9 protein-coding genes are annotated in these 13,074 nt (G+C 69.3%); 3 read left to right on the top strand and 6 right to left on the bottom strand.

The genetic code is table 11. The features are described from left to right. Positions 1–7: 7 nt before the first annotated feature. A complete protein-coding gene (locus ACLJPX_RS01880; protein ID WP_410598411.1) occupies positions 8–2,299 on the bottom strand; it encodes a LuxR C-terminal-related transcriptional regulator in 2,292 nt (763 codons plus the stop codon). A gap of 169 nt (positions 2,300–2,468) precedes the next feature. Between ACLJPX_RS01880 and ACLJPX_RS01875 the strand changes: the two genes are divergently transcribed. The 3 genes from ACLJPX_RS01875 (at position 2,469) to ACLJPX_RS01865 (ending at position 4,438) form a co-directional block, all read left to right on the top strand. Next, on the top strand, positions 2,469–3,584 hold the full coding sequence (locus tag ACLJPX_RS01875) for a 3-oxoacyl-[acyl-carrier-protein] synthase III C-terminal domain-containing protein (protein WP_410598410.1): 1,116 nt from the start codon (positions 2,469–2,471) through the stop codon (positions 3,582–3,584). Further along, positions 3,584–3,994 carry a nuclear transport factor 2 family protein gene (locus ACLJPX_RS01870; RefSeq protein WP_410598409.1) on the top strand — a complete coding sequence of 137 codons (411 nt, stop codon included), beginning with the start codon at positions 3,584–3,586 and terminating at the stop codon, positions 3,992–3,994. The genes ACLJPX_RS01875 and ACLJPX_RS01870 overlap by 1 nt, the downstream gene beginning before the upstream one ends. Before the next feature lie 105 nt (positions 3,995–4,099). After that, the gene (locus ACLJPX_RS01865; protein ID WP_158255812.1) at positions 4,100–4,438 is read left to right on the top strand and encodes a peptidase inhibitor family I36 protein; all 339 of its coding nucleotides are present in this window, start codon (positions 4,100–4,102) and stop codon (positions 4,436–4,438) included. A 562-nt stretch (positions 4,439–5,000) separates the two neighbouring features. On the opposite strand, the gene ACLJPX_RS01860 is transcribed toward ACLJPX_RS01865, so the two are convergent. The 5 genes from ACLJPX_RS01860 to ACLJPX_RS01840 form a co-directional block, all read right to left on the bottom strand. After that, on the bottom strand, positions 5,001–6,539 hold the full coding sequence (locus ACLJPX_RS01860; protein ID WP_101607246.1) for a S8 family peptidase: 1,539 nt from the start codon (positions 6,537–6,539) through the stop codon (positions 5,001–5,003). 27 nt (positions 6,540–6,566) lie between these two features. After that, complete coding sequence (locus ACLJPX_RS01855) at positions 6,567–8,027, bottom strand: trypsin-like serine protease (protein ID WP_410598408.1); 1,461 nt, start codon at positions 8,025–8,027, stop codon at positions 6,567–6,569. Positions 8,028–8,053: 26 nt separating this feature from the next. Then, positions 8,054–9,607, bottom strand: a complete 1,554-nt coding sequence (locus ACLJPX_RS01850; RefSeq protein WP_410598407.1) for a S8 family serine peptidase — start codon at positions 9,605–9,607, stop codon at positions 8,054–8,056. A gap of 277 nt (positions 9,608–9,884) precedes the next feature. After that, complete coding sequence (locus tag ACLJPX_RS01845) at positions 9,885–12,641, bottom strand: AAA family ATPase (protein ID WP_410598406.1); 2,757 nt, start codon at positions 12,639–12,641, stop codon at positions 9,885–9,887. A gap of 53 nt (positions 12,642–12,694) precedes the next feature. Next, positions 12,695–13,009, bottom strand: a complete 315-nt coding sequence (locus tag ACLJPX_RS01840) for a hypothetical protein (protein ID WP_410598405.1) — start codon at positions 13,007–13,009, stop codon at positions 12,695–12,697. Between the last annotated feature and the right edge of the window lie 65 nt (positions 13,010–13,074).

The following is a 13,074-nucleotide window of genomic DNA, read 5'->3' as shown; positions in this document are numbered from 1 at the left end:
CTCCGGGTCACCGCGGCCCGCCACGGGCCCGGTTCTCGACCCAGACGGCCAGCTGGGTCCGGTTGGCGAAGTCGAGTTTGTTCGAGATGTGCTGCAGATGCGTCTCCACGGTGCGGCGGGCGATGACCAGCCGTGCCGCGATCTCCCGGTTGCTCATCCCGGCCGCGACCAGCCGCGCGATCTCCGACTCGCGCGGTGTCAGCGGCGGCAGGACGTCCTCGGTGCCGTCGTCCCGGCGCGTGCTCGTTCCGCTCAGCGCGTCGTGCGGACTCCGCTGCCGCCCTTCACTGAAGGCGGCGTCGAACTTGTCGTCCCCCAGAGCTTTCCTGGTGGCTTCGCGGAACTCCCGGTGAGCCGTCGACACGGCCACATCGGGCTCGGCGCCGCAGCGATCCCAGAGTGTCGCGGCCGTTCCGAACAGGCCCGCCGCCCGGGTCCACTCCCCGCGTCGTGCGGAAACCCAGGCCAGACCGTCCACCCGGTATGCCGCGGACAGCACGTCCGACCCGCGAAGGTCGATCTCCAGTGCCGTGCGGATGGATCGTTCGCCTTCGTCGACGTCGCCGCCGAAGCAGACCTCCGCGACACCGATGCCGAACAGGGCCATCGAACGGTAGCGGTCCTCCCCCGCCTCCTCGCACTGCCTGCGCATCGAACCCAGCAGTTCCCGCGCTCCTGGCAGTTCCCCGCGATAGGCCAGAGCGACACCCTGGATGAACAGGGGGTGCATCTGACGTCGTGCGTCGCCCCGCTCGCGGAAGATCCGGACCGCGGCCGCGGCGTGGACGCTCGAATCCGGCTCGGCCGACAGCATCAGCACGAACGCCCGGGCGTGGGCGATGTACGGCGCCGCCTCGTCGTCCTCGACCGCCTCGGCCGCGGTCAGCCGCTCCTTGGCGAGCGGGAGGTTCGCGTGCAGCGCGGCGCAGAGAGAGGCGATCGCCAAACCGCGGGCACGACCCGGGGCCTCCGGAGGGAGCACGTCGAGCGCACGATCGATCCAGTCGCGTACCTCCCACGCGGCTCCGCGGGCGACCCAGTACTCGATCATGGCGGTCGCCATCGTCAGCGCCGCGTTCCCTTCGCCGGGCGTTCGCAACGACCACGACAACGCTTCCCGGACGTCGGCGTGCGCCGCGGTCATCCGCTCGAACGCCTCGTCCTGCCCCGGCCCGAACCAGGCGCCGGCGGCCTGCTCGATCAACCCGGCGTAGTGATCACGATGCCTGCCGGCCACCGCTGGCTCCTCGCCGGATTCGGCGAGCAGCCCGCCACCGAATTCACGAAGCAGCCGGAGCATTCGATAGTGGACCTTGTCCGTCCCGTCGACGCGGATCAGCACCGACTTGTCGACGAGACCGGCGACGGCGTCCAGTACCTCGTTCCCGGACCGGCCGCAGACGGCCTCGGCCGCGGACAGATCGAAGTGTCCGGCGAACACCGAGCAGCAAGCCCAGGCGGCCCGCTCGTCGGCGGTGCACAGGGAATGACTCCACTCGAGCGTGGCACGCAGCGTCCGATGCCGCTCCACGGGGAGCCGGAGACCGGTGACCAGCACCCCCGACCCCTGGTCGACCAGGTCGGCGATCTGCGACGGCGACAGGACGCGAACGCGGGCCGCGGCCAGTTCGATCGCCAGCGGCAGGCCGTCCAGTCGACGGCAGAGTCGGACAACGGACGCGGCATTGCTTTCGGTGACCTCGAACGAGGGAAGAACGCTCATGGCCCGTTCCTCGAACAACCGCACCGCGTCGAACGTGAGTGCCTCCTGGGGCGTGCGGGCCTCCTCGGGTGGAACGGGAAGGGGCTGGATCGCCAGAATGTGCTCGCCGTCGAGCCCCAGCGAGCACCGGCTGGTGGCCAGGACCACCAGATTCCGGCAGTCGCGAAGCAGCGCGGCGACCAGGTCGGCACAACCGGCGGGCAGATGCTCGCAGTTGTCCAGCAACACCAGCGATCGCCGGGGACGGAGGTACGACACCACGGCCTCCAGGTCCGTCCGGCCCGCGGTGTCGTGCAGCCCGAGGCTGTCGGCGACGGCGCGCGCGACCAGTCGTTCGTCCCGCAATTCGCCCAGTTCCGCGACGGCCACGCCGTCGGGGAAGCCCCGGGTGAGCGAACTGGCCACCTGGGCGGCCAGCCGGGTCTTGCCCACGCCGCCGGCACCGGTCAACGTGACCAACCGGCCCAAGCCGAGCAGCCGCCGCACTTCGTCCTCGTCCGCCGCGCGGCCGACGTAGCTCGTCAGTGCCCGCCGCCGGCCCTCACCGTCGCCCGCCATCCGCCTCATCGCCCACATCGAAGCACGTTCACCGGGACCGCGGATCCCCCGCGCCGAAGGCACCAGCGGACAGGAAATCCGTGTCCATTAGTGCCCCGATCGCGTGAGGCGCCGTGTCCTCGCGTCCGGATCGTCCATCATGACCCGGAGACCGACCATGATCCACCGCTGTTCGTGGAGGCGCCCGATGCCCGACCCGTGCCTGCTGGCCGTCTCGGCCGAACTGCCGTCCTCCCGGTGGTCCACGGCCGACCTGCTGGCCTCGGCGGGTGACCGTTTCAGCCCCCGGCTGGTCGCGATGCTGAGCGACCTGGGTGTGCGGACCCGGCACTCGGTGCTGGCGAACTACCCCGACGTGCTCTTCGCCGGGGCCGAACCCGAATTCGAGATCACCGCGTCGGGACTGGCCACCCGCGCGGTGCGGGACTGCCTGGCGAAAGCGGACATCGATCCCACCACCATCGGCCTGGTGCTCGGTGTCACCAGCAGCCCTGGGAGGTTGCTGCCGAGCCTGGTCTGCGACCTGTTCGCTTCGGTCCCGGAGATCCCCCGCGAGGCTGTCGCTCTCAGCCTCGAGTACCTGGGCTGTTCTGCGGTGGCGAAAGTGGTGGACACCGCGCGGTGGTTTCTCAACGCCGAGCCCGGCAAGCGCGTCCTGGTCTGCTTCATGGACGCGATCACCCCGCTCTCCCCTCCGCTTCCCGGGGAGTACGGGCACTTCAGCGAGGTGACGGACCGCCAGGACACGGTGAACGCGATGCACGGCTTCCTCTTCGGTGACGCCGCGGTGGCGATGCTGCTGGGCGGCGAAGGTGCGGGGCCGACGTTCGGGCCGGTGGCGCATCTGACGAACGAACAGCCGGACGACGCGGAACTCGGCACCATGCCGGACGGGGGCTCGGACATCCCGGTCGTGCACGGGCGGCGTCTCTACACGCTCAGCCAGCAGGTCACCCCGCGCGGGACGCACTACGCGGTCAGCACCGTGCGGTCTTTGCTGGCCGGAGGCTCCAGCGGGCTCTCCTCGCCGTCGGAGGCGGGACTGATGCTCCTGCACACCGGCAGCCGCCGCATCCTGGACGGTCTCTGCACCGAATTCGGCGTCGCCCCGGACGGGCCGGAAGCCGCGTCCTCTTACCGGATTCTGCGCGACTACGGGAACACTCTCGGTTGTTCGGTGCCCCTGATGTTCGCCGACCCGGTCCACCGCGAGCCGGGGACGGGACTGGTCGTCGCCTTCGGGCTGAGTTTCAGCTGTGGCGCGTTCACCGTGCGGATCCCGGACAGTGGCTGGAGGCCATGATGGACCTTGCCCGGTATCTACGCTATGTCGCGGCTTTCAACGGCCAGGACTGGGACCTGGTGCACCGTGAGTTCTACGCCGACGACATCCGTGTCCGGTTCCCGGTGGCCACTCTCACCGGCAAGGCCGAATCGCTCGCCTGGTTCCGGACCGCCCACGAGGCACTGTTCGAGGTGCTGGTGCCGAAGGGTGTTCGTATCTCCCCGGACGGCAGCGAGACCGTGGCGGACCTCGCCGTGCGCTTCGTCGCCTTGGACGACACGGACTTCATTCCCGGACCCGGCACCGCACGGGCGGGCGACACCGCCGACGTCGCGATGCGGGCCACCTACCTGTCCGGTGTGGACGGCCTGATCACCCACCTCGACGTGGACTTCACCGGCCCACCGGTACCGGGACGGATCGGCTGACAACTTCGAGAAGGTCACCGTTGGGCAACTACGCCGCCCCGCCGGGCGATGCCGCGGCTACGCTCCTGCCGAACCGGGCAAAGTGCCCGCTCAGGAGGGACGACGATGAGTCGCAAGTATCGCCTGACGACCCTGCTGGCCGCCGGCATCGCGCTCGTGGGAACGGTGGTCGCGCCCGCGACCGCGATGGCCGCGCCGAGTTGCACCTCGGATCTGTGCCTGTGGTCGGGGCTCAACTACACCGGCACGAAGAGCTCGGCGGGGTACTTCGACAAGAACACCCACTGCTACCCGGACAAGCACTACAACTCCGCGGTCAGCCGCACCGGCTACAGCATCCGGATGTACAACGGCTCCTCGTGCAACGGCCCGTCGTTCGTGCTCGGACCTGGCAAGCAGGTCGCCAAGACCCAGTTCGTGGTGCACAGCTTCCGCCGCGCCTGACGCGGTGAGGTCATCTTCTGATCTCGCGGCTGCTCAGTACGTGAAGGCCCCTTCATTGCGCCTAGCACCAGGGTCTCGGCAAAGTCGGCTTTCCGCCCGTGTCAGGTTTCGAACGCTTCCAGCGGGCTGGTTGTCGCCTGGCGGGGTGCGACCGTCCGCAGGGGGCTGCAGGACGGGTCCTGATGCCCGATTTGAGTGCTTCACGCGGGTTCCGCGCGGGGGTCGTGAGTGATAAGGAGCGTTAGAACGACCTTTAACGCTCACGACCTCCCCGCGAACCACCCAAATCGGGCAAAGATGCGCCGGAAGTGTCCTCTGTGGACATTCGAGGAGCGTGTCCGGTCACGGGTGACGAGCCCACTTCCTCACCCCTGTGACCAGCGGGCCGCGGAGTCCGTGAAGGACTCCTTGAGGGACTCTGGGTCCCTCAAAGTTCCCCTCACCCGGCGCTACCCGCGAAAGGACACCTGCGTCGTAGCCCGAGAACAAGCGGTAAGGCTGTGCCCAGGGAGGTGGGACCGGTCGCCAAGTCCGGTCCCACCTCGTTTTCCTCGCCCCCGGGTCAGAACGTGACGGTGAACCCGTCGATCGAGCCGGTGTCGAACCGGTAGACGTCCTGGGCGCTCAGCTTCCAGGTGCCGTTGGCGTTCTCGCCGGAGGCGTCCACCGTGTACGTCTCGTGGACACCGCCCGCCGCACCGACTCCACCGGAGCCCTTGAGCCGGTACGCCTTCCCGCTCGGTCCGATCAGGTCGAGCACCAGGTCCGCGGTGTAGGTGTGCGAGACGTCCACCTTGACCGGCAGCGACGAGGACGCCCTGCCGTCACAGCCGTCCTGCGTCACCGCGCTCGTCACGGCGGCACCGGCGTCCGGGATGCTGACCGGGGTGGTGTTCGACTTCGCACCGCACTTCGGCCCCGGGCCACCGCCGCCGATGAACGAGACGTTGAGCAGTTTGTTCAGCGAACCGCTGCCCGGGTTCTTGACGACACCGTCGGAAGCGTTGTTCACCAGCGCGTCCCGGACCTGCTTCGGTGTCGCGGACGGGTTGGCCGCCAGGTAGAGCGCGGCCGCGCCGACGACGTGCGGTGTCGCCATCGAGGTCCCGCTCATCCCGGCGGACCCGCCGTTGCTCGGGCTCAACGAGGTGATGTTGGTGCCCGGGGCGAAGATGTCCGTGCAGCTTCCGTAGTTCGAGAACGACGAACGGTTGTCGCTGGAGTCCGTCGCGTTCACCGTGATGGCTTCCGGCACCCGCGCGGGGCTGGTGTTGCAGGCGTCGGTCGAGGCGTTGCCCGCCGCGACGCCGTAGACGACGCCCGACGCGATCGACTTCTTGACCGCGTCGTCGCCGACCCCCGGTGCGTCCATGCCGAGGCTCATGTTCGCCACGGCCGGCTTCACCGCGTTGGCCGTCACCCAGTCGACGGCGTCGATGATGCCCGAGTCGGGCCCGGAGTTGTCGCAGCCCAGCACCTTCAGCCCGACGATCTTGACCTTCTTGGCGACCCCGTAGGTCTTGCTGCCGAGGGTGCCGGCGGTGTGACTGCCGTGGCCGTGGCAGTCCTTGCCGTCGCCGCCCATGAAGTCCTTGCCGAGGCTCGCCCGGCCTTCGTACTCCGGGTTGGCCGGGTTGATGCCGCTGTCGAGGTCGTACGCGGTGACGCCCTCACCGCTGTTGTTGTAGGTGTACTTCTTGTCCAGTGGCAGGGATTTCTGGTCGACGCGGTCCAGACCCCAGGTCGGGTTGGCCTGCGTTTCGGTGCCGCGGGCCGTGCCGTCCTGGTAGACGGCCTTGACCGACGGATCGGCCGCGAGCCGCCGCGCCTGCTTCTCGGTCATCTTCTTGACCGAGAAACCGTTCAGCGCGGCCGACCAGGTGGACCGGACCTCGCCGCCGAAGCGCTGGGTCAGCGAGGCGGACGACGCCTGCGCGGTCGCGAGGCCGTCCTTGAGCACCACGATGTACTGGTCGCCGTAGTGCTGTTTCGCCTGCACCACAACACCTTCGGCTTCCGCGGCGACGGCGTTCCCGGCGCCGAGCGCCAGCAGCGGCGTCAGGGCACCCAGTGCCAGCAGGAGTTTTCGAGAGTTACGCATGGTGGATCACCTCCGTGGTCTTGGTGGTCACTGGACGGTGAGCGTGTACGTGGCGGTCGAGGTCTTGCCGGAGCCGTCCTTCGCCGTCACGGTGATCGGGTACGTCCCGGCCTGGAACGGCGGGAAGACCTGCATCGTCGACGTACCGCCACTGGAGATGGTCTGCGGGTTGAAGAACGGTGCGAACGGCAGGCCGGAACCGGAAGCCGAAAGCGTGATCGAGCCGCTGCCGCCGGTCGCGGAGACCTTCGTGCTGACCATGGAACCCGGCCGCGCGGTGCCCGACGCGGGGTTGAGCGTCACCTTGAGGTCGCCCGGCTCGCTGCCGCCCTTGCCGACGGTCAGCGTCAGCGTGGTGGTCGCGGTGTCGGTGTTCCCCTTGCCGGAGACGGTGATCGTGTAGTCCCGCTCGGGCGTGTTCGCCGCGGTCTCGATCGTCAGCTTCGCCGTGTCACCGGACTTGATGGTCGACGGCTGGAAGGTCGCCTTGGCGCCATCGGGCAGTCCGGACGCGGTCAGCGCGACGTCCTCGGCGCCGTTCTTGCCCGGCTTGCTCGTGATCGACGTCGAGACGTACTTGCCGGGGTCGACCTTCGCCGAACCCGGCGACGCGGCCAGGGTGAACTTGTCCGCGCTGGGGGCTTCGCCGATCTGTTCCTTGACCCAGTCGCCCATCTCGTTGTTCAGGCGGCTGTAGACGCTGTACCACTTGAAGTCGCTGCGGCTCCACGACGTGATGCCGACGACGACACCGTTGACGATGAACGGGCCGCCGCTGTCGCCGGGCAGGACGGTCTTGCGGCCGTCGGAGTAGCCCGCGCAGATCATCGTCGCCGGGTCGACACCGTTCTCCACCCCGGTGCACTGGTTCGCGTTGACGATCGGCAGGGTCAGCTTCTGCAGGGTGACGTCGGCGGGGCTGTCACTCTGGGTCTTCTTGCCGTAGCCCAGGCTGAAACCGTCCTTGCCCGGGGTCTCCAGGCCGGTGTCGGCCGAGGTCGCGACCTTGGCGTAGCCGCCCGCGGGGACGGGGATGTCGGCGTCGGTGGTGATGATCGCGACGTCGTAACCGTTCCAGGGCTGGGTGAACCGCGGGTGGAGCTTGTAGTCGACGGCCTTGAGCTGCGTGCCGCCGGTGCTCTTCAGGTCGTCGAGTCCATAAAGGACGGACTTCTCGCCCACCAGTTCCTTGCAGTGCGCGGCGACCATCACCTTGCGGGGTGCCACGACCGAGCCGCTGCAGCTCTGCCCCTTGGGGCGCGAACCGCCTTCACGCAGGGCCGCGATGGCGAACGGGTAGTCCTTCACCGAGGCGGGCACGCCGCCGATGCCCTGGGCGTGGGCGCCGTCGGGGATCCGGACGTCGCCGGTCGGAGCGATCGCCGACGCGGTCCGCTGGGGTGCCGCCCCGGCGGTTCCGCCGGCGATGGGGATCGACAGCGCCGTCACACCCAGCGCCAGCAGGCCCAGGATTCTTTTTCTCTGCACGGTGGTTCCTTTCACAGGGAGGGAAATCAGAAGGTCAGGCCGAAGCTGTCGATGACGCCCGCGTCGAAGCGGTAGACGTCCTGGACACGCAGCTTCCAGTCGCCGGAACGGTTCTCGCCCGACGTGTCGACGGTGTAGGTCTTGGACAGGTCGATCGTGCTTTCGCCACCGGCCTGCTTGAGGTTGACGACCTTGCCGCTCGGCGTCACGAGGTCGATCTTCAAGTCACCCGAGTACGCGTGCTTGATCCCCACGGCGACCGAGGTGCCCGACGTGCCCTTGGCATCGCAGGAGCCGATGGTCACGGTGCTGGACACGGCGTCACCGGCGTCCGGGATGGCGACGTTGTCGGTGCTGCTGCCACCCGCGCAGGACGGCGGGTTCGGCGTGCCGCCGCCGAGGAAACCGGTGTACAGCAGCTTGTTCGGCGAGCCCTTGACGTCGGAGATCTTGCCGGGGGTGGTGTTGTCGAGCAGCGCCTTGGTGACCTGCGCCGGGGTGGCCGACGGATTCGCGGTCAGGTAGAGCGCGGCCGCGCCGGCGACATGCGGGGTGGCCATCGACGTGCCGCTCATCTGCTGCGTGCCGCCGCCGTTGCGGGTGGAGGTGATGTTGCTGCCCGGCCCGAACAGGTCGGTGCAGGTCCCGTAGTTCGACGACTGGGACGAGTTGAAGATCGACCGCTTGTCCTGCGCGTCGCTGGCCGCGACCGTGATCGCCTCCGGCGTGCGGGCGGGCGAGACGTTGCAGGCGTCCTGCCCTTCGTTGCCCGCGGCGACCGTGACGGTGATCCCAGCCCGGACCGCGCCCTGCACCGCCTGGTCCACAGTGGACGTCGCGCCGCCGCCGATGCTCATCGTGAGCACCGCGGGTTTCTTGGCGTTCTTGGTGACCCAGTCGATACCGGAGACGATCGTCGACCACGGCGCGCTGGAGTTGCAGCCGAGCACGCGGACGGCGACGATCTTCACGCCCTTGGCGACGCCATAGGTCGTGCTGCCGACGGTGCCCGCGACGTGTGTGCCGTGGCCGTGGCAGTCGGAGGCGTCGTTGTCGCTGTCGACGAAGTCGTAGCCACTGCTCGCGCGGCCACCGAACTCGGACTGCCGGTAGTCGGTCCCGGTGTCCAGGACGTAGACGGTGGCACCGTCGCCCTTGTTGGCGTAGTCGTACTTCTTGTCCAGCGGCAGGTCCTTCTGGTCGATCCGGTCCAGGCCCCAGGTGGGGTCGTTCTGGGTGTCGGTGGCACGGGCCGTCGAGTCCTGCTCGACCGACGCGACGGCCGGGTCCGCCGCGAGTTTGCGGGCCTGTGCCTCCGTCATGCGACCGGCGAAGCCTCGCAGGGCCGCGTCGTAGGTGCGGGTGACCTGTGCGCCGTAGCCGGAGGCCAGCGAGTGGGCGTCGGCGGCGCCGGCCCGGCCGGGTTCGAACGTGACGAGGTAGGCGCCCGGGATGGCGTCCGGGCCACCTTTCAGCACGGCCTGTTCGCCCGCGGAGGCGGTGGCAGGGAGGACGAGGACGGCGGCGGACAGGGCCGTGGCCAAGGCCAAGGTCCGCCGGGGACGGAAACGTTCACGCATCGGCATACTCCTGAAGGTGGGGAATCGGCGCCGGGCGGGGAGAGAGCGAGGGCGACCACGGCGCTGTGACAACAGTGAATTTTTCGGGGGGCGAGAACAATAGTGGTCGTCCACGATGGACTACCCATTAAATTCACAGGCCCGCCACCTGCGCTTTTGCCGAAAGTCGCGACAGGACGAACAAGCTCGAATTAATTCGACCCGTATGCCGAAAAAGTACGGGCCCTCATCAATCGGCGCGGACATGAAAAGACCGAGCCTGATTGAACCACACAATTCAGGCGGTTTTCGACGCGGCGATCCGGTCGCGCAACAATTCTTCACTCAGGACGGCACGCGAGGGCAGATCGAGTTTGCACAACGCCCGGCCGAGATGGACCTCGACAGTCCGCGCGGAGAGGAAAAGGCGTTCGGCGATCTCACGATTGGTGAGGTTCTGCGCGGCCAGGACGACGACCTCGAGTTCACGGGGTGACAACGCTTTGCCGTAGCCGCGACGGCCACGCCGCGGCACGTCCGGATCGTGAGCCGCGAGAGCCCGCCGGCATCGCTGCGCGTCGACGAGGGAGTCCAGCGCCCGGTAGGTCGTCTCGGCATGGGTGAGCGCACCCAGGACCCGTTCGTGCTCGCCGAGTTCGGCGTAGCACTCCCCGGCGAGTTCCTCCGCGCCCGCGGCCGCGTAAGGCCGCGGCAAGGCTTGATACGACCGGGCCGAGCGACTGAACAGTTCGGCGGCTTCGGCGGGGCGGGGCCGGGCGAGCAGACCTTGGCAGAACAGGTCCGCCGCGTGGGCGAGCGGCGCGTCGCGACCGGCGATCCCTTCCTGGTATTCGGCCAGCCACGCTTCGGCGGCTTCGGTCTCGTGCTGCCCGAGCAGGATCCGGACCGCCAGCGGAAGCAGTTCCGCCGCCCACACCCAGTTGTTCTTGCGGCGGACGTTCTCCAACCCGTACTCGACGAGACGACGCGCCCCGGGGAGATCCTTGGCGGCCAACCGGACCGCCGCCCGTCCCGCGAACGACGAGGCCTGGAGGGGAACACTGCCCGCCGAAAGGCCGAAAGCGGCGTCGAAATCGCGCAGTGCCGCCGCCCGCCGCCCGCGGCCGAGGTGGTACCAGCCCAGTGCCAGCAACGGTTCGGCCGCCAGGGAACTGTCTTCGCCCACTCGTGCGACCAGCTCACGGGCTTCGGTGTCCACTCCCGCCCACAGGCCCATGACGACGTCGAGCCGCAGATCCGTGCCCGCGGCCAAGGCCTCCAGGTACGGCTGGTGCTCGTCCTGGATCAGCCGCCGTGCCGTCGCGAGATACGACCTGGCCACCGGGTAGTAGCCGTTCCACGCGGCCGCGTCGGCGAGGTTGATGTAGGTCCGGCTGACCTGACGGCGCACATCGGCCGACCGCGGCGAGTCCGGAAGTGTGCCGACGTCCTGCCAGACACCGGGATCGGCGACCTGCATCCGGCTGGACATCCGGTTCGCGGTGACCGCGGCGAGCAGTTCGACGTCACGGAGGCCTTGGCTGGCGCGCTCGGCCTGATCGAGCCAGCGCAGGTTCTCTTCGACCGGGATCGCGCCGAGGTGCGGAAGCGCCAGCGTGACCAGGCCGCGCGCGAGGAGCGCGCGGTGGTCGGAGAGGTCGGCGACGGCGAGCTGGATCTCCGAGCGGCCGGCGTCGATCTGCCCGGCTTGGTTGATCAGCACCCGGCCGAGGTTGATCCGGATCTCGCCGCGGGCGGTCTTGCTCATCGGCCACTCCCGCACCGCCGTGCGGAGCAACCGGACCGTCGGTTCCTTGATCAGCTCGTAGGCCGTCCCCCTGCTGAGCCTGACCGCGAAGTTTTCCCGGTCCGCGCGGGAAAGTCCCTCGTCTCCGAGCGCGGTTTCGAGCAGGCGAGAGGCTTCGTCCGGTTTGCCCTCGGCCACCGCTCTGTCGACCGCTTCCGAGGTCCAGCGCACCCATTCGCCGAGTTCTCCGGCCGCCCGATGGTGCTGTGCGATCTTCGGCGCGTCCGGTTCCCTCGAACCGGAAAGGAAACGTGCGGCGCGACCGTGCAGGCGGCATCGGCGGGGGCCGGGGACGGCGGTGCGGATGACCTCCGCCACCAGGGGGCTGCGTGCGGTGTACCGGCCCCTTCCCAGGTCTCGCAGGAATCCCTCGTCGAGAGCGGAGAGCAGCGCGTCGTCGACGGCGTCAGGGGCCAGACCGGACACGGCGGCCAGCTCGACGCCTCCGGCCGGGCGGCCGAAGACCACGGCCGCCTCGGCGATCGCGGCACACCCCGGCTCCGCCTTCGCGAACCTGGCCGCGAGAGCGGCGGCCCAGGCCGGGGGCACGGGCGTGCCAGGCGCTTCGAGGACCGCGTGCACGGCACCGCGCACGCCACCGGTCCGGCGATGGACCAGTTCGCCGAGCTCCCGCGAACCTGCCAGTGATACGACCTCGTCGGGCTCCAGCGGCGCCAGCGTGAGTCTCGCGGTCACTCCCGACCTCGGGGGCCACCAGGACTCCCCCGCCACGGCCCGATGCGCCCGGATCGTCGTGGTGGCGACGACAGCCAGCCGCGGAGAGGGGTGGTCCGCCAGGAATCTGAGGAAGTCTTGGGTTTCCTCGTCGGCCTCGTCGGCGTCATCGACGAGCAGCACGGTGCGGTCGTGCGCGGTCAGCAGTTCCCGCAGCGCCCGGAACACCAGGTGACGACCGGTCGTGTCGGCAGGCACCTCGGGGAGCACCTGGCTCAGTTCCGGCAGGAACGGCCGGAGAACACCGGCGAGCGGCGACAGGAGCGGAGCGACCGTGCTCCACCGGCGGAGATCGGCGCTCAGCGCTTCGAGCACCGGGCCGAGCGGGACGGGCCGCCGGCGCCGGGCGCAGCGAACCCGGACCAGGGCACTGTCCTCGGTCTCGCGCCGGGTGAGCTCGTCGAGCAGCCGCGTCCGCCCGGCACCCGGTTCGCCCTCGACCACGGCGAAGGCGGGACACCGGGCGATCACCCGCGCGGTCCCTGCGACGAAATCCGCTGTCGCGCCGTTCATGAAACGACTCTAAGCGCGAACCTCTTGTTCGCGATTTCTCTAAGGGCCCTCATTTAATGCGACGCCGGGCGGGCCAGCTCGACGAGACTGTCGAACAGCACCTCCGCGGACCGGCACACGGCGAGCGGCGGCACCTCGAACGGGCCGATGATCTCGGTCAGCTGTTCCCAGGCGAACCGGCCCAGCACCCTGGCCAGCACTGTCCTGACCGCGGCGGGTTCCCCCGCACGAGGCCGCAGCGCGTCGTCACCGCCACTGAGCCTTCCTTCCGGCTCGAGCGCGTCGAGGCAGCGCGAAAGGACCTCGCCAGTCAGCCGGACCGCCGCCACGCGCGACGGCCCTCGCAGGTAGGGGGCAACATCCGCCATGCCCGCCATCCGGTGAAGCACGCCGGCCACCATGCGGTCTCGTAAGTAATGTGGCCCGAGGGTGG

Origin of the sequence: Amycolatopsis sp. lyj-90 (assembly GCF_046549035.1) — a bacterium.
In the GTDB taxonomy this organism is placed as follows: Bacteria; Actinomycetota; Actinomycetes; order Mycobacteriales; family Pseudonocardiaceae; genus Amycolatopsis.
Note: the sequence above shows the minus strand (reverse complement) of the source record. Positions and strands in the feature narration are given on the sequence as shown.